We start from the raw sequence: 19726 nt of genomic DNA, 5'->3' as shown, positions 1-19726 counted from the left end.
ATCACAAGATGGAGATCGAGATGGTCAAACTTCAGAAAAATATATAAACAATTTTCAAAACAATATTAAAATGAAAGCAAGCAACGCATTTGAGAAAGCCATTCAGGATTATATCGAACAGGCAAAATCAGCAAACCAGAAACTTCTGGAAGCACTAAAAAATGAAAAGAAAACTTTAACCGACTGCTGTAACTTCATCCTTGGAAAGGTAAAGGAAATGAAGGTAAACGCTTTGACCAATGATGAGGTTTTTGCCATCGCAGAAGCATATTATCTCGACGAAAAAGTAACCAAAACAGCTTCACATAAATGCAACGTGGTGGTGAGTACCGTGGGAAGTGCTGCACCGAAGCTAGCATCAAAAAAGAAAGCGGTTGATAAAAAAGTAGATGATGGTCAAATGTCAATTTTTGATTTGTTATGAAGCCAAAAACCAAAATACAGATCGCAGTTTCAAGAGCTTCAAAATTACTTCCAGGACTTTCAAAAGAACAGATCCAGTATGCCTGTGATGATTTCTTCATTAAAAAAGCATACTGCACCAAAAATGCCGGTTTTTGTCTGGAATGTGGTGAAGATATCGATGTTTCACAAATCGTTAGGAAACGGGTAACATGTGAAAATTGTGGTGAAAAATTACGCATAGTTCAGACCAGGAAAAGAAAGGATTTTGACGGTAATTATTATTTTGCAGTTGCGCAATTGATGCATTACGATAATTACGATTTCCAGGTGGTGAGAGTATTTCAGTTTATAAAATTCTTCCGGAAAGGTTTCAAGCATGACTTAAGAATTCATGAGGTCACCCAGAACTGGTACGAAGCTTCCGGAAAGCATGTGATTTATTCTTGTCTGATCAATGGTTTCAACGGTTCTTATTGTCTCGGAGAGATGGAGATTAGGAATTATGGAAATAGAGGCTGGTACACTAAGAATTACGATATTACACCAGATCTATATTGCTTCAAATCGCAATTCAGACCGGAATATCTGCAAAAAGGAATTTCCCATAAATTGAGGTACATGACGCTGAATGGCGCTATAAATAAGGTAGTTGAATCAAAAGCTGAAACTTTGATGAAGGCAGGTTATTACGAAATTTTGGCAAACTGGAATTATGCTTCAATCTACAATTTTTGGCCTGCTTTGAAAATATGCATGAGGAATAAATACAAAATCAAAGATCCGAGTATTTACCTGGACTTACTTAAAGCTCTCCAATACCTCAACAAAGATATTCACAACAGTCATTTCGTTTGTCCAAAAAATATGCGCGCGGCTCATGACTTCTACATCGATAAGGTGGACAAAATAAAGTATGGGAAAGAATTAGCAAACCATTTGAAAAAAGCGGACAAGGAAAATCCAAAGTTCATCAAACAGAAATCCAATTTTTTCGGCCTAGAACTGCAGAAAGGAAGAATTAAGATTTCACCGTTGCGGTCAGTTTATGAGTTTTTGAACGAAGGTGAAGTATTGAAGCACTGCGTATTCAAAGGTGAGTATTATAACCGGAAATACAGCCTTATTTTATCAGCCCGTATCAATAATAAGCCGGTGGAAACAATTGAGATTTCCTTGAGAGATTATAAAATTTCCCAGGCTTACGGATATAAAAATAAACCTAGCAAGCACCATAACCAAATCGTGTCTTTAGTTGACAATAACATGGATAAGATTAGAAAAATAGCATCATCATGACATCACAGCAATTATTGATACTACTGCGAAGGGAAATTTCTGATAGTATGTTTGAAAATTTCTGGGACAAAAAACGATCGCTTTCGATTGCTTTAGAATTAATTGAAGAATTTAAAAAACAGATCCAAAATGAAACTATCAACGACTTTCTCAACATTTATAAGACGATGGTTCCAGACCACAACGCGAGAGCGATCACCGCAGATCGACTTTCCAGAGAATATGAGAATCCTAAAAACACAATGGTGAAATGACACTTTATGAAGTATTTACAAAAGAAGAGATTTCGATGATTTTGGAATCACTGGAATACCAGGAAAAAAAATGGAAGAAAATTTCTGAAAGACCAATTCAGGGTTACGGTAAGGTGACTGAATTAGAAAAAAAGAAACAACGCGCACAACTTAGTGAGCAATATCGAGAATTGCAAAATAAATTCTGTAAAAATTTAGATTGAAATGCAGGTAGTAGAATTTAAAAACGAGTTCCACATCCGGACAGATTTCGGACGGTTCAAGGATTACCAGACTGACCGGGTAAAAGGAATCTGCAACATCGTGGAGTGGCATACCTCCATATTTTCCGGAGGATATATCCAGCAGCCGAATGTGGTGGGTTCGGTAATGCTGGAGCGTGAGCAGATCAATTTGATCAACCAGCCGTTCGAGTTCCACCGGGACAACCAGAAGGTGGTGTGGCGGAAATACGTTTCTGCGGCCCGGTTCAACTGGGAGAAGAAAGCCTGGACTATTCCTATCAACTTCATGAAGGAGGTTTACTCGGTGGGGAAATCCTGCAGAGCTTCGCATATCAAGATCGGCGACCAACTTCCGGAGCAGGTGGACACGATCCAGCCGATGCCGGAACTGGAGACCAACATCCCGCTCAAAATTGGAGAAATGCGCGAGTACCAGAAAAATGGCGTAGCACGTGGTCTGCAACTGAAAAAGTTTATCAACGGCGATATGCCTGGCCTTGGAAAAACTTTGCAGTCTATCGCCACATTGGAAGGTGCTGCACAAAACGGCGAGGAGGTTTTCCCGGCACTTGTGATTTGCCCATCTGCCTTAAAGATCAACTGGATGAGAGAGTTCGAGCAGTGGACCGGCCGAAAAGCCATAATCCTGAACGATAAGATCAAGACCTCGTGGCACGTTTACAACGACATCGGTAAGGCGGATGTTTTTATTGTGAATTACGAATCCCTACGGAAATATTTCGTGAAGAAATATCCGAAAAAGGGAGAGATGAAAAACTCCGGAGATATCGAGATGGATCCCAGAATCGAAAAATTCAAATCCGTGATCATAGACGAGATCCACAAACTGAAAAACACGGCCTCTCAACGGTCTAAAATCGCCCTCCGAGTTACACGGGGAAAAAACTACATCATTGGCCTTACCGGTACTCCGGTTGTGAACAAACCGATCGACCTGCTCGCACAATTGGCAATCATCTGCAGACTGAAACGGTTTGGAGGGATCGACGGTTTTAAGGCCAGGTATTGCGAGGGTGGTTCCGGAGCTTCCAATCTTAAGGAGCTGAATTTCCTCCTGAATAAAAACTGCTTTTTCCGCAGAGAAAAGCACGAGGTTCTGAAGGACCTTCCGGCAAAAGTTAGGCAGACCATCACCGTACCGATCACCAACCGAGAGGAGTACGATCTGGCGGAAAAAGACTTCAGGTATTTCCTGCAGAACAACGATTTTACGGACAAGGAAATCCAGAAAAAACTTCGTTCCGAAATGATCGTGAAGCTCACGATGTTGCTCCAGCTTTCGGCGAAAGGCAAGATCGATGCCGTGAAGGAGTTCGTTGACGAGGTTACCGAATCGGGTGAAAAGATCGTGGTTTTCTGCAAGCACAAAGCCGTGGTAGATGCCATCAACGACGCTTATCCGCAATCGGTCCGGGTGACCGGTTCAGAGAACGAACAGCAGAAGCAGGCAAGTGTGGACTCTTTCCAGAAGAATCCGAAGACGAACGTCATCATCGGTTCCCACAAAGCCGCCGGAGTCGGTTTGACGCTTACCGCAAGTTCTGAGGTGCTTTTCGCCGAGCTTCCGTGGCATGCCGCAGATCTGGAGCAGTGCGAGGACAGATGCCACAGGATCGGTCAGCCGAACTCGGTTCGCTCGACCGCCCTTTTGGGGGAGAATACCCTGGACCAGTGGCTGTATGACCTCATCATGGAGAAAAAGCAGATTGCCGACGCGGTTACCGGTGCCGACGATATCGTTCCGGTGAACGTGGTGGACAGTATTATTAATGTTTTTAAAAAGTAGAATCATGTCGGAAAAATATGTAATTGTAGCAACAAATAGAAATTCAAAAAAAAGGGAAGTGATTTTTGGGCCAACAGAAGATTATAACATTATTCACTGGAGCCCCACTTCTCGAAATAAGAAAACACATAAATATTTTAAATCCGCTAAACACCCATATAAAGCTAAAAGATGAAAGCACTATCCATAAAACAGCCTTTTGCGTCGCTGATCTGCACGCCCCGGAAAGATAACCCGAAATTAGGCATCAAAGACATCGAAAACCGGACTTGGAAAACTATCTTTCTGGGAGCCGGACGTACAAACTCAAAAACTTCTAAAACATAGATAAATGGAAAACAATACCACAACAAAACCGACCCTTGAAAGCGAACTTTTGGAAATGCTTAAGCGATACGTAGAAGTCTTCGAGGTGCAGGACCGCGAGCAAATGGATCTAAAGGCGGAAGCCACCGATCTCATCGAAAAAATAGAGGACATGGACGAATGCATCGGATGCGGCCACAGATTCGACCGTGAAGAAATGACCACCGATGGTATAGAAAACTACTGCCTGGAATGCTGGGCGCACTTTGAACCGATATTGGAAGCGGATTATCAGGACGCAGTCCGTGATGGCAGTATCAATCCACTGGAAGAGGACGGTTATTCTTTCGAAACCGGAGTTTAAAATTAAAAAACACTTATGTCAAATCAACTAGGCTTTACTTTTTATCCCAAAGATTGGTGGACGAGCGATTCGTTCTTTCTGTTGCAACCGTTTGAGAGATATATCTATCTGGAATGCCTCTTCATGATGTATTCCAACGATGGGTGGATATCTTCCAATAAGTTGATCGTGGAGCGTCGTCTTGGTACCACAATCAAGGATGAGGTATGGGAAAAAATTACCGATTTAATGGTCAAAGAAGGTGACCATATTACCCACAAAAGCGTGAACAAAAGATTACGGAAAACTTTGGCAAACCGGGAAAACGGATTAAAGGGTGGAAGACCAAAAAAAGAATCAAATTCTACGGAAATTTCTGATGGTGAAAAACCCAAAAAACCAAAAAACGAAACCCAAAAAAACCCACCTTTAGAAAGAGAAGATGAAAGAGAAAGAGAAGTTAAAGAGAATAGAAGAGAAGTAGAAAAAGAAAGCGGAAATTTTTCATCATCTACAACTCAGAAAATTTTAATTTCAAAACAGATTTCTATCGACCAATGGTCCATGATGTTCAAAGTACCAAAAGAACGAATTCATGAATGCATTAAAGATTTCGTGGAGTTCAAATTTCGGCACAACGAGAACACCTGGAGAAATGAAACAGATCTCACGAAAAATTTCGAATTCTGGCTCCGTTCGAACGCGGCACCAAAAACAGTAAAATCACAAACCCAAAACCAAACGCAAAATGGAATCAATTGGAAAAAAGCACAGCGACGATAATTTAACCCCGCCGATAAAATCGCACATCGTCGAACTACTTTGCAAGGCAAATCCAGAACACCCAATAGCCAAAAGGTACCAAGAACAGGAAAAAAGGTACCAAGAAAATCTGGCTAAATACCAGAAGTCAATTCCGCAGAAAGAGCCCGTGGTTCTGCCGGAACTTCGACCCATCGACTTCGAAAGTTTCTATGGCAGATTTCTGGAAGCGTTCAATTTTTTCAACGGAAAGGATTTCGATGAATCCGCAAACAATAGTGAAGGAAGAATGTTGGCAAGAACAATCGCAGCCTATCTTCTAAAGAAAAAAGGATTTTTCAAATATCCAATATTAAATCAAAAATCAAAGCCAAACATTGATAAAGGTCTGATGATCATTGGAGATTACGGGACTGGGAAAACATCTATCATCAAAACTTTCCACCAGATGATCCGGTTAGCGAACAGTAAACCGTTGGGAGTTTACGATGTCGATGTAACGAACCAATTTCTCAAAAGGTACAAACTTGGATTCGGCTACCATACAACGAACGAGGTTGTGAAAGCTTTCGAGTCAATTTCGAATCCGGAGGAGAAGGAAATTTTCTGGAAGAGGATGAGCACAGGAATGAAGTATTTTGATGACGTAATGACGGAAAATACTGCATCAAATTACGGTAAAATTGAGGTTTTCAAGGATATTTTCGAGATGAGGTACGTCACAGGAGCTAAAACCATCATCAGCATGAACTACTCGGGTTCATCTGTTGATGACACACTGGATGCTATCGGAACCAAGTATGGACAAAGGGTTTACGACAGGATGTTCGAGATGTTCAACATCATCGAGCTCAAAGGTAAATCGTTGAGAAAGTAGTGGTTAAGTCGAATTGTGGCGTATAATAGAAAATTAAATAAATGACTAACGATAATATTCACCTCAATTCAACGAGGGAAAGAGAAAAAGCGATGAACGCATTGGCTGTTGCAAAGTCAATCGACAGGAAAGTGGTATTTATTCCACGAGGAATCTCCGGGGAGCACCTGGAAAAGCGGGAGCAAAAAAACAGCCAGCGTACACCGAAGGGGATAGACCGTGACGATGTGCTGAAACTTCACAATTCTGGAATGTCATCCATGGAGATCGCCAAAGAATTGAATGTGAGCAGACAGGCAGTCCATTATCATCTAAGAAACAAAGATCTAGAAAAATGAAAATATCACTAAAAATACTGGGCAGGCCCCAACCGAAACAATCAGCCAGGTTCGCAATTCGAAAAGGAAAGAGTGGAAACCATTTCCTCCACAAATTCCAGAAAAAGGAGGTGGTAGATAACGAGCGGAATTTCGCTTTCGATGCCAAGTCGCAGCTTCCTGAAGGCTTCAAGCCATTTACCGGGCCGATAAAGGTGAAGGCGCTTTTTGTCTTCCCGCCTTTGAAAGGCTTCACAAAAGCAAAGCTGAACATCCTCGCTTCCGGAGGCATCATCTACAAAGACACAAAACCGGACCTGCAGGACAACCTTTTCAAGGGTGTAGCCGATTCGCTTGAGGGAATCGTCTTCAATAACGACTCGCAGATCTGCGAGGTAGCAAGCCGCAAGATCTATGGAACTGTGCCAAGAGTTGAACTGATATTCGAGGAATTATGAGAATGCAAAGATTGTTACAAGGTGTTTTTTTGTGGCAAAAAGTGGTAATGTTTTACATTACAAAAATTCATAACTTTGCCTTATGCAAGTACAGGAAATAAAAAGCAGGATTCTAAAGCTCGACCAAATCAGATGGAGGGAACTCGACTTCATCCAAGACGATAATTTCAAGGAATGGATTGACGGAGGAAATGAGAAGCTCATCAACTCGCTGATTAAATACCAATTTGCAGATCCATTCAAAGTCTGGGAAAACAAAGGGACGATCTACTGTCTGGACGGAAAGCACCGCTATCTCGATTTGGCACACTTGGAAACTTTGGGAGTGGAAATCCCCGATACGCTTCCTGCAACTTTCATCGACTGCGAAAGCAAGGAAGAAGCGGCGGAACTGGTTCTGGTCTATTCTTCAGCTTACGCGAAAATCACACAGCAGGGATTATTCGACTTCGTCCAGAAGTTTAATCTTGACGTCCCAACCTTACGGGACCAGATTTCGATTCCGGATTTCTCGATGGAAAGATTTGAGCAGAAGTTCAACCTTTTCGATGTCGAGTCTGCGGAGGAAGATGAGGTTTATGTTTTGGATAAGGATGTAATAGTTTCTGAAGGCGATATCTTCCAGCTGAATAACCACCGAATCCTTTGCGGATCGTTCAAGGATTCAGAAAGAGTTGCGGAGCTGATGCAGGGTGAAAAAGCCAGGATCGTGAATTGCGACCCGCCTTACAATCTTCCGGCAAATTTCTTTTCCAACAATTCCACCAAGCGCCACAAAGATTTTGCGGAAGGAGCCGGAGAGATGTCAGATCAGGAGTTCATGGAATTTCTGGCCAGCATCATGCAGGTTTCGGTAGACAATACCGTTCCTGGAGCAATCCACTACATCTTCATGGACTTCCGCCATTCGTGGCATATGACCGAAGCGGCTCGGAGAATCTATGGAAATCCACAACCAAAACAAGTTTGCGTCTGGGCAAAGGACCTCATCGCCAACGGTTCGTTCTACCGGGCGCAGCAGGAACTTTGCTTTATCTTCTCGGACGAAAAATCGAAAGCTCTTTGGAATAAAGACCTCATCGATGAGGGCGGAGAATTCTACAAAGACAACAACGAGTGGTGCTATATCTTCAAGAATGGAGACGGAGCCAAACATTTGAGCCACCTGGAACTTAAGGACCGAATCAGATCAAACGTGTGGAAATATCCGAGCTCAATCTCCAGATCAAACCCGGACCGATTTGAACTGAAAAACCATCCCACACCAAAACCTGTGGTGATGATTGCCGACTCGATTCTGGATACTACAAATCAGGGAGACATCGTCATCGACTGGTTCCTAGGATCGGGGACTACTCTTATTGCGTCAGAACATACGGGAAGGAAAGGAGGGTTCACAGAGGTTGAGCCGGTCTATGTTCAGGGCGACATCATCCGATATATCAACTATTGCGAGAAACGGGGAATAAATGTTAATTTTGAACACTTGAACGGTGATTTAACTTTAAACGACTTCCTCAATGAGCGCGACAAACTATCAAAACCTGATTCAAATGAGAGATAATATTGTGGAGTATCTCGAAAATGAGAAAAGTATTAACGAGGACGCTCTTCGTGCCTACGAGGATCCCATTAAGGAAAGTTCCGAAGAAATTCGCATCATGCGCGAACGTGAAGCAATAAAGCTCAGGGACCGTATTTATGAACTCAAAAGGCATATTGAGGTAATAAAACGAATGTATCCAGATGGCTAAACAGAGAGCATCATCGGTCGAGAAAGAAAAGAGGATCTTCACCATCCAGGGTTGGATAATCGACGGAGTTCAGGATTACCTCATCAAGAAGCAGGTTCTTAACTGGGGCATATCCGGAAGGCAGTCTGAACGCTATATCGCGGAAGCTTACAACCGTTGGAAAAAAGACAAGACCATAGAGCTTGTTAACCGCCGCGATGCGAGGATCGCGGAGCTCCAGCAGGATATCAGAGGAATGAGCGAGGATTTCAAAAGGACTCCGCAAGGTTTGCGCGTGATGCTCGCCTACAAAAAGGAGATTTCAAAGCTGGAAGACCTCTATCCGGCACGACACGTGAAGATTTCTGGAGACGCCGAGAACCCCGTCCATGTTAGAGGAAATGTGCTTTCCGATTCGATGGAGGAAAAATTTAGAGAATATTTGAAGAAGGAGTATAAGTTCAAGTGATTTTTTTTACTACATTTGTAATGTATTACATTCGTTTTTGATTTAAAGCACGTAGCCGGCAGACCATCCTCGTGTTTATTATTTTAATGTGTTTTAAATGTATGGATCTGCCAGAATTGCGTTCAAAAGCGTGCTTTTACAATATATCGCGGGGTGGAGCAGAAGGTAGCTCGCCGGGCTCATAACCCAGAGGTCGCAGGTTCGAGTCCTGTTCCCGCAACGCAGAGGAATTTCATAACCGCTTGAAGATTCCGCGGCAGGTGGAAACCCTGCAACTGGAAAAGTGGCGAAATTGGTGACCGTCAGGGATGGTATTTATACCTGAAAGCTTTTGAGTGATAATCAAGCGATGAATCCTAAAACATTCCTCTAGATTGATTCTAGTAAACCACTCTCAGGTTCGAATCCTGACTTTTCCACAAACATTTTTAAAGAAAGGGGGTTATTGAGGAAAACGGAGTAATTAACCGGATTGGTGCACCAATTAAAATCGATAATCCCCGCAGTTTGCCCAGTTGCCAGAGTGGTCAAATGGGACCGGTTGCAACCCGGTACGGTCGGGAGTTCGAATCTCTCACTGGGCTCGAATTCTCATTTTTGAATTTTCATGGTTATTTTTTTAAGTTCCGGCATAAGCCCAAAAACTTGTGCCGGTTTTTTCTAAGCAAGTTGAGCACTGCAACTAAAATAAAGAAGTCAAAGGTCGATATCCTTCGGGAAATCGCCCTTTCTTCATTTGAGAACTTCATCTACTACATCCAGAAAGATTACGACGGTTACAATCCGAACCTTTACCCTTACCAGGTCCGAATTGTAAACAAACTTGAGGAGGTCATTGCAGGAAAAATTACCCGGCTGAACATCAATCTTCCGCCACGTTACCGCAAAACGCAGATCGCTATAAAATACTTCATCGCCTATTGTCTGGCCCATAACGCAAAGGCGAAATTCATCCACATCTCCTACTCTCAAAAACTGGCGCTCGACAATTCAGAAGCCGTGAAGGACATCATACTTTCCGATGCCTACCAATTGCTTTTCCCGCACGTGCAGATCAAGAAGGATTCAAAGGCGAAGGAAAAATGGTATACCACAGAGGGAGGAGGTGTTTACGCAACTTCCGCAGGTGGACAGGTGACGGGATTCGGTGCAGGGGCTTCGCCAGAAGAGTACGAAGACGATGAGCAAGAAGCAAAACAAGCCGGAGACCTCATCGTTGAATTTTGGGACGGATGGAATCCATCGGAAAAATTTGGAGGTGCGATTCTGATTGACGACGCGAATAAGCCGGAAGATGCAGACAGCCCTACCGCGATGAACAAGGTGAACAATCGTTACGATTCGACCATCAAGAACCGTGTGAATTCCAGAAATACTCCGATCATCAACATCCAGCAGCGAATCGCGACGAACGATTTGTCGGCACACCTGCAAAAACAGGGATTTGAGGACCTGATACTTCAGGCAATTGACGAAGATGGCAATGCATTGTGCGAGGCAATACATACCATTGCCGAATTGCGGAAGCTGGAGAATGAAAACGATATCATTTTTGCCTCACAATACCAGCAAAAGCCAAAAAGAGCTGAGGGATTGATGTATCAGCCATTTGTCAAGAACGAATCGTTAACAGTCAATGATTTATTAATTGGGGCTGATTTGCTTTTTACATCTACGGATGCAAACCAGACCACCGGAAACGACTACTTCTCAGTATGGTTCTGGGCAATATACCAAGGGAAGCCATTTATTTATGACGCAATTCTGGAGCGGGTCGCAACCTTACACATGAAGGATATTTTCATCGAAATGCACGAACGGAATAAGTCTCAAATAGCCGTTATCGAGCAGAATAATCAGCAGACGTTTATTGGCGAGGTAGAGAAAAAATTGAAGGCAGCAGTCGTTCCGGTGACCGCCAAATCGAATAAGCTATCCAGGATCATCGCAAAATCACACCTCATGGCGAAAGTCGGTTTCGTATGGAACGACAACCCGAAATACCATAAAGCCATCGAGCATCTGGAAACATTCAACCGAGACGGAACGCATGAAGACAAATGTGACGACCCTGAGGATTCTTTGACACTGGGTCTGGACTATCTATGGATTAATTACAGGCATATTTTCTTATGAGGATTGAAGCGCTATCAAATATCTGTATCGATGAAAATTTTGTATTGATATGTCCCAGATCTTTCGGGTTGCAGATCTGCAATTTAATCGTTGAATTTGACGATTATTTCAATGATTTCGACAAAGACCACTGCGAATGCATAAAGTCGTCCGTGGAAAAGAGGGAAAAAAAACTTCTGGTGACACTGATCACCGAAAAAAATGACATAGACGAGTTCATCGTTTTCCGAGTATTCGGAAATGGTAAACCGGTAACCGCAAAACTTAGATTTAAAAGATGAATTTAGACATACTTTGTAAACGCTGTGACACGAAGATCGGTAACGACAACGGCGAGTTCCTTATTCCGGTTAAGACGCGGACCCGGTTTAATTATTTGAACCACACTCTGAATGTTCAATGCCACCAGTGTTACTACGTCAACATATTTCAGTTTAATCCGGAGGAGAGGAAGTTTCTCGTCGTTGATGACTGCGATAAAATTAATAACCGTTACCAACTTGATAACCAAAATAATAAGAAGAAATGAAAGAAGCCGCTAAACTGGAAGTAGATCAAATCCCTTTCAGATTCCTAAATATGGAAGATAACCCTAGAAAATAAATATGACCGAAAACATTCACCTTCATCACGCAGACAATCTCGAAATCATGGCAACGCTGCCAGACGAAAGCATTGATATTATCTGCATTGACCCGCCGTATTTGTATCTGAAAAACCAGAAGCTCGAAAGGGTTTTTGATGAACCGAAATTCTTTAGCGAGTGCAAAAGACTTTTAACCAAAAAAGGCTTCGTGATTATGTTTGGAAGGGGCGAAAGTTTCTACCGGTGGAATACGATACTTGCGGATTTGGGCTTTATTTTTAAAGAGGAGATCATTTGGAATAAAAGCCACTGCACAAGTCCGTTAATGCGATTGTCAAGAGTTCACGAAACAATTTCAATTTTCACAAAAGGCAAAGGAACTATTAATAAAGTGAAAGTGCCTTACTTAGAAATGAAAGGAAATGATATAGATAGTATTATTGGCGACATAAAAAGGATGCGTTCTATTTTTAAAAATCAAAAATCATTAAAAGCAGTTGAAGATTTTTTAGAAAATAATACTCGCGATAAATCTGATAGTTGGAATAAAAATTTACTTTCAATTTCTTCAGATATTACAAAAGAAGATAGATGCGTTTCTGTCGCAAGAAGTTTTAAAGAAGTTTTAAATGAAAAAAGTATCATTAGAACAGATAGAACTGATTGCGAAACTTTTACAAAATTTGAAGTAAATGCAGATAAAAGAAAAACAGGTGATAGATGTGTAAATGTAATGCAATCTGTAGAGTTTGGTTTAAATGAAAAAACAATCATTAAACAAGTAAGAGACCACTACACAGCTATTCATCCGACGCAAAAACCAGTGCGCTTACTTGAACGTCTTTTAAATTTAACCATTCCAAAAGACAAAAAAGAAATAACGGTCGCCGATTTCTTTGCGGGCTCCATGAGCACAATGGAAGCGGTTCTTAACCTTCAGGAGCAACATCCGGATATTGTCTTTAACGGAATCGCGACAGAAATAGATGAAGAATATTTTGAAGCAGGAAAAGAACGGATTTTAGTAAAAAAATAATGGCATCCAACAGAATATTCGAAAACCAAACCGGGACCTACAAAGGAAACGCCGAAATCCATTATGTGAATTCAGCAGGTATGGCCATTGAAGTGCTGGATCCTACCAACCTCTATATGATTGCCGGGCGTGGGATGGGTAAAACTACCCAAATTCAAGCCCGAAGATCAATCCGGATTATGCGCGCTATGCCCGGAGCTTATTTCGCATTTGTGGGAGATTATTACTCGAATTTACTTTCCAATACCGTTCCATCAATGCTCAAAGGTTGGAACGATATCGGCATTAAAGAAGGGGTGCATTATGTGACCAACGAAAGACCGCTATCGCCAACATTTATGACCACGAAGAAATCTGAAATTTTAGAAACAAAATAAACTTTTGAAAATGGAAACAGCTACAAACCTCTACCTGTTCTCGATCGTTCTCTCTTTGCTAATCATGGTACTGATTATCTACCATGAGGACGAATTTACCGTTAAGGATTTGCTCTCAATGATATTAGTGATGGCTATTCCAATTCTTAACGTAATCATCTATGCGTTGGCAATCGCAATGATCGACCGTGAAATTAACGGGCCTATTTCAAAGACGATAAAGTTTTTGAATAAATTTCTGAATATCAATTTAAAAAAGTAATGTAAAACATTACCGGTATGCAAATTTTAGTATATTTGTAAAAGTTTTCCGGCATAAGCCAAAACGTTCAGATAGGCAACTGGTTACGCAGAGTTTTTTCACTTAACTTCAACGATAACTCGGAAATCAACTCCGACACGAAGATGTTTCTCCAATACATCTTCGGAGAGTCATGGGGAGAATACAAAACGAATAAGTTCTACAGCCTATCGCTCAAAAATTACTACCTCAACAGATCCATAATCCTCGTATCTGACTGCTTCAACAATGCCAACATTCTAGAATTTGACGCCAAGACTGGAGATCCGGTTGCGGATGGGCCGCTCAAAACATTCCTCAAAAGCCCGAACAATAACCAGACCTCGAAGGAGCTATTTCAGGAGTTCGTACGAAATCTTTTGAGCGGCGGCTACTGCTATCTGTATCCATACCACCAAAATGCAGCTTATGTGAACTTTATCGAAAAGGGATCACAGCTTTTGGTACTAAATAACGACCACATCGACCACCAAGGGCAGCAGCCAAAATTCCTACAGGAGGAATATTCTTTCATGTATGAACCAATAGGACCTGCAAAAATAAACTTTTCCCAGATCATTCCTTTCTTCGATATTTCCCAGGATCCCAAAAACAAGTTTCGAGGCATCTCAAGAATGCAGGCGCTTGAAGATGAGTTAAGCCAAATCTACATTGCAAATAAGGCAATTTCAAACCAGATCAAGATGTCGGGCAATATCATCGTTTCTCCGGAGGCGACAAAGGAAAGCGAGCTATCTCAAGGGCTTGACAAGCCTATCATCGTAGGCGCGCAGAAAACGCAAAAAGATCAGATCGAGGAAAATATCAATTCCAGCGGCCTGCTTCGTGGAAAATCATTCACCATATCATCCACGGCATTAAAAGCGATCAATCTTGCGGAGAGCCTTAAAGATTACGACTTCAACGCAAAATTCAAACAGGAAGCAGGAAGGGTAATCATGAATCTCTATGGAATTCCGCGAAAACTGCAGAACATTATTACCACTGCAGAAATGAAATCCGACAAGGAGGGTGAAGATGTGGACATGTATGAGAAAATCGTGATCCCTATGGCAGACAATTTCAGCGAGTCCATCAACTCCGTATATTCTGAATTGACGGGAACTAAGATCAAGCTGGACTATTCACATCTATCCGTGTTCAAGTCAAAATTAGAGGATACAGATAAAAAGGACTCGGAGAAAAAAAATAATATCATCAACAACGTGGTCACTCTAAAGAATGAAAACCTCATTACGGTAGAAGAAGCCATAAAAATACTGCAAGATGAAAAAATTATCGGTTAGCGATATCGAGACGCTCGAAAAAGAAAACAAGCTTCCTAAAATCAACAAGGACGCTCTGAAAAAATCTGTAAAACAAAAATTGGCACAAGCCGGAGAGACAGTTAGAAAATGATCAGAATACCATTCCTAAACAAAGAATTCCAATCCAAAACGGAGGTAGTGACGTATCTCAAGCAGAACAAGCAGCAGCTGGTAAACCTGAAGAAGGCGAAGGAGCACCACACAGATGCGGCGAAGTTCCAATACACATTTTTGGCGGAAGGAAAACCGGTTGATGTTTCAAAGGCCAATGCCGGAACGAATCCAGTTCCGGACAATGTGGATACCATCCAAGTTAAGGTGGTGATGAATTCAACCAACTGGCTAGATTCCCATCTGGACGTGCATATCCCGGGAATCTGGAAAAAAACATTGGAGCAGAACGCCAACAAAGGATTCTACCTCCTTCAGGAGCATAATGCCAGCTTCGATAAAGTAATCTCGCATCAGTCAGACGTACAAGTTTACACTGAATTCAAGAACTGGACAGAGTTGGGCGTAAACGCATCGGGACAGAGCGAGTGCCTGATCTTCGAGGCGACCATCAAGAAATCGGTAAATCCATTCATGTTCGAGCAGTACAAAAACCAGTACGTCAAGAACCATTCTGTTGGAATGATGTACGTCCATATCGGACTTGCAATCTATGATGAGAATGACGAAAAAGAAATGGAGTACTGGAATAAGTACAGGCCTCAAGTCATCAATGGGGAAAGAGCCGACGAACTCGGTTTTTTCTGGGTGGTCACCGAGGCAAAACTAAGGGAGGGATCGGCTGTGCTTTTCGGATCAAACGAAATCACACCTACCCTCGAAACTACAGAGACCAAAGAGGAACAACCCAGCAATCATGAGAAACCGTCGGACGACATTTCGAGTGATCCGCCTCAAGAAAAGAAGCGTTCCCAAAATTTATTACTAATCTAAAATTTTTTAACAATGGACGAAAAATTCATTAAAAAGACAGCTGAAGAGTTTGAGGCGATGAGTTCTGAAGAGCAGACTAAATACCTCGCGGCTAAGGAAGCGCACGATGCCAAAGTCATCAAGGAGACAGCGGAGAAAGCTGGAAAAGAAGCGGCAGAAAAAGCCTTGAAGGAACTTCCGGAAAGCATCAGCAAGGAAACATTTGACGCTTACCAGAAAAAAACTGACAAGATGATCGAAAATCTGGGCAAGGCTTCAGGAAATAAGGAAGAAGCACCAATGACCTCGATTGCGAAGCAATTCGAGGAGCAGTACAAGGAAAGAACAAAGGATTTGGACAAAAACGAGCTTGTTCAAGGAAACATCACGATGAAGGCTTGGACTTCAACCGACACGATGGTTGCTACCGAAGTTTCGAGCGCTACTTATCCGGCTGCTGGAGCTCATTCAGTTGTGAGCGGAGTTCTCGGTTTCTTCACAAGATTAATCCCTGGATTTTACAGAAAACCGAAGCCAGTTTCCAAAATCTATGACTATGTGACCGTTGTTCCGACTGAAGGAGAAACTTCGGTGACGGTTCTTTCAGAGAAAATCATCGGTGAGGCGGAATTGGTTGACGAATGCGAATTGAAGCCAATCGTAAAAGCAGAATATAAAGCGACAACTGTAGAGATGCAGTTTGTGGCTGTTTTCTGGAAAATTTCGAGAATGCTTATCAGAGTGTTCAAGCGAATGGGAGTTGATCTTCAGAACAGATTCAACGAATTGATTTTGGAAAAAATTCCAACTGCGATCGCGGATGCGGTAAAAGATGCCGCTGTTCCGTTTACTGCGGTTCCTGAATTGGCCATCCATAGCGCTCCGAACAATTTCGACGCTATTGTGGCTGTTATCGCCTATCTGGAAAAGCTTGGATACACACCTAATGCGGCATTGCTGAGTCCTTATGCCTATGCGAATATGATCACATTAAAAGCGGCAGGTGACGGACATTACATGCTTTCCAACGGAGGTTCCATCAAGCTTGTCGGTTCAAGTATAGACTACGGCGGAACCATGATCGAGTTGGTGAAAGATGCAACTTTAGGAAATGATGACCTAATCATCGGCGACTTGTCGGTAGTTCAGGCGTTCATCGACGGCTCTATCGAGTACCACCAAGGTTACAACGATAACGATGACTTGAGAAGAAACTTAGTCGGCAACGTTCTCGAACAGTTGATGGCTGTAGTGATTCCGGATGGAGCTGAGACGGGAATCGTTTCCGATACTTTCGCCAACATCAAAAACTTGATTACTGCGGAGTAATCATTAAGTGTAACTAATTTTTAAATCAAATAAAATGGCTGAAGAAACCAAAGCTGCTGAAAAAGCACCAGAAACCAAAGCTGCTGAAAAAGCACCAGAAACCAAAGCTGCTGAAAAAGACACGGCGAAAGTTTCAACGAAAGAACTCTATGACCAAAAAATGGAGGACGTGAAGTCCGGAAAGAAAGTGGTCATAGACCTTACCGAAAAAGTAAAGGTGAAATTCGTGAAGGACACCCCTTACATCAAAGCTGGAGATAAGGTTTATACCATCTCAAGATCGGCGTTTGAAACCTACAACCTCAAAGAGACGGTAGTAAAAAAAGTTAATTAGAAATGTATTTTGTTGACCCATCATTCTTCACAGGAGACATCCATATTCCGAATATGGATGAAAACTGCTTGAAAGACTTTACGATTTTCAAACTCATTGCAAAATGGGAGCGGGAATGCCTGGAACTTGTTCTTGGAAAATGTCTTGCTGACGAACTCCTAAGCCAGTTCGAGATCACCGGTGAAGATGGTTCGAAAAAATACACTCTGAAAACTGATTCAGATCCCAAATGGAAACTGCTTATCGATGGTAGAAAGTACAGCGAGGACGATGAGTCTGTGAGTAACTTCTCAGACTCTCCTTCTTGCGGTTGCGGATGTAGCGAATGCGACCACCATTTCTGGGAGGGACTGGTTTATGGGACTGAAACTTTGCTAAAAGGGGAGTTTGTGGAGTTCAAAGAATCTTTGATTGCCTACTACATCTACTACATGTGGAGTTTCAACAACCTAAGCCAGACAACCGGGACCGGCGAGCAAGTTCCTGAAGACAAAAACAGTTCCTATACCTCCAACAAGCTTAAGAGGACTTCTGCATTTAACTATTTCTGGCAGAAGGTGAGATTTTGCGAACACGGAGGAAAGGTAGGGCTGCACCAATTTCTGAAGGAGCACTCTGGACTTTTTCCAAATTTCGAGGAAATCTGCTTTAACAACATCAACATTTATGACCTTTAATATTTTTCCACTCGAACGGGTAATCGGTGCCGCAATTAAAGGGATGGACTTCTCGGAAGCCAGCCCGACAAAGGCTGTTTCATACTCGTGGGGAGACCAGAAGGAGTTGGTGCAGTGGCAGATCATGAAGAACAAGGAGACGTCAGGTTTGCGGGCTTTCCAGCAGAAAGTCAACCCGAAATATCCTCTGATATGGATGGTTGACAAATGGGTGGGAAATGCGGTGAGCCAGCGTGAGCACCTTTTCACGAACTTAAAGTTCGTCGTTTGTTGCGACACCAAGGCGGAATGGCTGAATACCACGCGGGAAAAGGAGACGATGCCGATTCTTACAAGTATATGCGAGGTTTTCCTCGAAAATATTTCCAGAAATAAGAATCTCTCAATCAAGCGTGAAAACGGATATCCTGCCTACTCGTACCAAAAGATCCCGAACTATAGTTCCGGGGGAAATGAGAACGAGTCCACCGACATTTGGGACGCCATTTTACTGAAATTTGATTTAATAACTAATAATAACTGCCTAAAGACAATTGAATTATGTCAATAAAAACAACGAGAGACTGTGCATCTTCCATTCTTGGAACTGGAACTAACGGATGTAGAATTCTCAAAAGATATATAGAACGAAGATTCCTGATTCAGAAGGGATACAAGTTTGACAAGTTGAATGATACTTTGGATGATGCGACAATCAACAAGCTGATCCAAAAAGGAATATTGGTACCGCTACCGATCAATATTGCAGCAGAACCAAACCACCAGGAACCCACCTATGAGCAGGTTGGAAAAATGGACATGTATGTTTCCGGAGTAGTGTACTCCTGGATTTTGAAATATCCAGCCGATGCTTGCCTGACCAGAGCGCTTGATACTCTGGCTTCAAAAAACTGGGATTTACTGGAAGTAGATGAGGACGGATACCTGAACCTCGCTGAAACTACCGACGGATACTTGAAAGGATTCGATATCAATCTTTCCAGATATGCAGGAATGGTTGACAATGATGGTTCCGTTTCCGCAAAATCGTCATTCAGAATCCAGCTTTCGAAGCTCGGATCCAAGGAGTATGACTCCAGATGGACCACCGTGGCTTCAGATGAAGTTGACTGGCTCACTTTGAATGCCGTTGATGAGGTATTGCTGACACAGCTTACCAGCACCAAGTTGAACATTACATTTGCCTGCGATCAAACTTCTGGAATTGCTGGTTTGGCCAGTGCAAATTTCCGCGCATTGGGTTCCGATGGAAATCCAGTGACGGGAGCCACGTTCACGGATGATGGCGACGGATCTTATACTGTAGGCGGACTGACTGCGGGACAGGACTACACAATCTATCTTTATGATGGTACGGTTAATGGATTTGTTGTCGCGGTAGGAAGTTTCTTCTACAAATCGAACAAGCTGAAATTTACTGCTTAGTAAGTTTTTTCATTATCGGGGCTTGCTAAATGTAAGCCCCTTT

Annotated in this window: 26 protein-coding genes and 3 tRNA genes; all 29 read left to right on the top strand. The window is 42.4% G+C overall.

Annotated elements, in window-relative coordinates; genetic code table 11:
• Positions 1–70 precede the first annotated feature (70 nt).
• On the top strand, positions 71–424 hold the full coding sequence (locus tag L0951_RS05655; protein WP_234110166.1) for a Cas9 inhibitor AcrIIA9 family protein: 354 nt from the start codon (positions 71–73) through the stop codon (positions 422–424).
• Positions 421–1701: a PcfJ domain-containing protein gene (locus L0951_RS05650; RefSeq protein WP_234110164.1), complete on the top strand. Its 1281-nt coding sequence runs from the start codon at positions 421–423 to the stop codon at positions 1699–1701. The genes L0951_RS05655 and L0951_RS05650 overlap by 4 nt, the downstream gene beginning before the upstream one ends.
• Positions 1698–1955 carry a hypothetical protein gene (locus L0951_RS05645; RefSeq protein WP_234110163.1) on the top strand — a complete coding sequence of 86 codons (258 nt, stop codon included), beginning with the start codon at positions 1698–1700 and terminating at the stop codon, positions 1953–1955. The genes L0951_RS05650 and L0951_RS05645 overlap by 4 nt, the downstream gene beginning before the upstream one ends.
• Positions 1952–2158, top strand: coding sequence for a hypothetical protein (locus L0951_RS05640; RefSeq protein ID WP_234110161.1), 207 nt, complete (start codon positions 1952–1954; stop codon positions 2156–2158). The genes L0951_RS05645 and L0951_RS05640 overlap by 4 nt, the downstream gene beginning before the upstream one ends.
• A 1-nt stretch (position 2159) precedes the next feature.
• Complete coding sequence (locus L0951_RS05635) at positions 2160–3986, top strand: DEAD/DEAH box helicase (protein ID WP_234110160.1); 1827 nt, start codon at positions 2160–2162, stop codon at positions 3984–3986.
• Between the two features lie 331 nt (positions 3987–4317).
• A complete protein-coding gene (locus L0951_RS05630) occupies positions 4318–4656 on the top strand; it encodes a hypothetical protein (RefSeq protein ID WP_234110159.1) in 339 nt (112 codons plus the stop codon).
• A 15-nt stretch (positions 4657–4671) separates the two neighbouring features.
• Positions 4672–5418 carry a hypothetical protein gene (locus tag L0951_RS05625; RefSeq protein WP_234110158.1) on the top strand — a complete coding sequence of 249 codons (747 nt, stop codon included), beginning with the start codon at positions 4672–4674 and terminating at the stop codon, positions 5416–5418.
• The gene (locus L0951_RS05620) at positions 5384–6274 is read left to right on the top strand and encodes a hypothetical protein (protein WP_234110157.1); all 891 of its coding nucleotides are present in this window, start codon (positions 5384–5386) and stop codon (positions 6272–6274) included. Before L0951_RS05625 ends, L0951_RS05620 begins: the two co-directional genes overlap by 35 nt.
• Positions 6275–6315: 41 nt before the next feature.
• Positions 6316–6612, top strand: a complete 297-nt coding sequence (locus L0951_RS05615) for a helix-turn-helix domain-containing protein (RefSeq protein ID WP_234110156.1) — start codon at positions 6316–6318, stop codon at positions 6610–6612.
• A complete protein-coding gene (locus L0951_RS05610) occupies positions 6609–7049 on the top strand; it encodes a RusA family crossover junction endodeoxyribonuclease (protein WP_234110155.1) in 441 nt (146 codons plus the stop codon). The genes L0951_RS05615 and L0951_RS05610 overlap by 4 nt, the downstream gene beginning before the upstream one ends.
• Before the next feature lie 82 nt (positions 7050–7131).
• Complete coding sequence (locus L0951_RS05605) at positions 7132–8613, top strand: DNA-methyltransferase (protein ID WP_234110154.1); 1482 nt, start codon at positions 7132–7134, stop codon at positions 8611–8613.
• Entirely contained in the window at positions 8570–8803 is a 234-nt protein-coding gene (locus tag L0951_RS05600; RefSeq protein WP_234110153.1) for a hypothetical protein, read from the top strand. Before L0951_RS05605 ends, L0951_RS05600 begins: the two co-directional genes overlap by 44 nt.
• The gene (locus L0951_RS05595) at positions 8796–9251 is read left to right on the top strand and encodes a hypothetical protein (RefSeq protein WP_234110152.1); all 456 of its coding nucleotides are present in this window, start codon (positions 8796–8798) and stop codon (positions 9249–9251) included. The genes L0951_RS05600 and L0951_RS05595 overlap by 8 nt, the downstream gene beginning before the upstream one ends.
• 147 nt (positions 9252–9398) lie before the next feature.
• A tRNA-Met gene (locus L0951_RS05590) sits at positions 9399–9471 on the top strand.
• 57 nt (positions 9472–9528) lie between these two features.
• Positions 9529–9670, top strand: a tRNA-Ile gene (locus L0951_RS05585).
• 90 nt (positions 9671–9760) lie between these two features.
• Positions 9761–9835, top strand: a tRNA-Cys gene (locus L0951_RS05580).
• 85 nt (positions 9836–9920) lie between these two features.
• A complete protein-coding gene (locus L0951_RS05575) occupies positions 9921–11387 on the top strand; it encodes a hypothetical protein (RefSeq protein WP_234110151.1) in 1467 nt (488 codons plus the stop codon).
• A gap of 44 nt (positions 11388–11431) precedes the next feature.
• Complete coding sequence (locus L0951_RS05570; protein WP_234110150.1) at positions 11432–11668, top strand: hypothetical protein; 237 nt, start codon at positions 11432–11434, stop codon at positions 11666–11668.
• A 324-nt stretch (positions 11669–11992) separates the two neighbouring features.
• The gene (locus tag L0951_RS05565) at positions 11993–13009 is read left to right on the top strand and encodes a DNA-methyltransferase (RefSeq protein WP_234110148.1); all 1017 of its coding nucleotides are present in this window, start codon (positions 11993–11995) and stop codon (positions 13007–13009) included.
• Positions 13009–13386, top strand: a complete 378-nt coding sequence (locus L0951_RS05560) for a hypothetical protein (RefSeq protein WP_234110147.1) — start codon at positions 13009–13011, stop codon at positions 13384–13386. Before L0951_RS05565 ends, L0951_RS05560 begins: the two co-directional genes overlap by 1 nt.
• Before the next feature lie 10 nt (positions 13387–13396).
• Positions 13397–13648: a hypothetical protein gene (locus L0951_RS05555; RefSeq protein WP_234110145.1), complete on the top strand. Its 252-nt coding sequence runs from the start codon at positions 13397–13399 to the stop codon at positions 13646–13648.
• A gap of 143 nt (positions 13649–13791) precedes the next feature.
• The gene (locus L0951_RS05550; protein ID WP_234110143.1) at positions 13792–14973 is read left to right on the top strand and encodes a phage portal protein; all 1182 of its coding nucleotides are present in this window, start codon (positions 13792–13794) and stop codon (positions 14971–14973) included.
• Positions 14954–15085: a hypothetical protein gene (locus tag L0951_RS13690; protein ID WP_262908445.1), complete on the top strand. Its 132-nt coding sequence runs from the start codon at positions 14954–14956 to the stop codon at positions 15083–15085. The genes L0951_RS05550 and L0951_RS13690 overlap by 20 nt, the downstream gene beginning before the upstream one ends.
• Complete coding sequence (locus L0951_RS05545) at positions 15082–15939, top strand: hypothetical protein (protein ID WP_234110141.1); 858 nt, start codon at positions 15082–15084, stop codon at positions 15937–15939. The genes L0951_RS13690 and L0951_RS05545 overlap by 4 nt, the downstream gene beginning before the upstream one ends.
• 12 nt (positions 15940–15951) lie before the next feature.
• Positions 15952–17247, top strand: coding sequence for a hypothetical protein (locus L0951_RS05540; RefSeq protein WP_234110139.1), 1296 nt, complete (start codon positions 15952–15954; stop codon positions 17245–17247).
• 34 nt (positions 17248–17281) lie between these two features.
• Positions 17282–17581 (top strand): hypothetical protein, encoded by a 300-nt coding sequence (locus L0951_RS05535; protein WP_234110138.1) that lies wholly within the window; start codon positions 17282–17284, stop codon positions 17579–17581.
• A gap of 2 nt (positions 17582–17583) precedes the next feature.
• On the top strand, positions 17584–18258 hold the full coding sequence (locus L0951_RS05530; protein ID WP_234110136.1) for a hypothetical protein: 675 nt from the start codon (positions 17584–17586) through the stop codon (positions 18256–18258).
• On the top strand, positions 18248–18808 hold the full coding sequence (locus tag L0951_RS05525) for a hypothetical protein (protein ID WP_234110135.1): 561 nt from the start codon (positions 18248–18250) through the stop codon (positions 18806–18808). The genes L0951_RS05530 and L0951_RS05525 overlap by 11 nt, the downstream gene beginning before the upstream one ends.
• Positions 18799–19683: a hypothetical protein gene (locus tag L0951_RS05520; protein ID WP_234110133.1), complete on the top strand. Its 885-nt coding sequence runs from the start codon at positions 18799–18801 to the stop codon at positions 19681–19683. The genes L0951_RS05525 and L0951_RS05520 overlap by 10 nt, the downstream gene beginning before the upstream one ends.
• Positions 19684–19726 lie beyond the last annotated feature (43 nt).

It is taken from the genome of Chryseobacterium sp. R2A-55 (genome assembly GCF_021401085.1).
Taxonomy (GTDB): Bacteria; Bacteroidota; Bacteroidia; order Flavobacteriales; family Weeksellaceae; genus Kaistella.
Note: the sequence above shows the minus strand (reverse complement) of the source record. Positions and strands in the feature narration are given on the sequence as shown.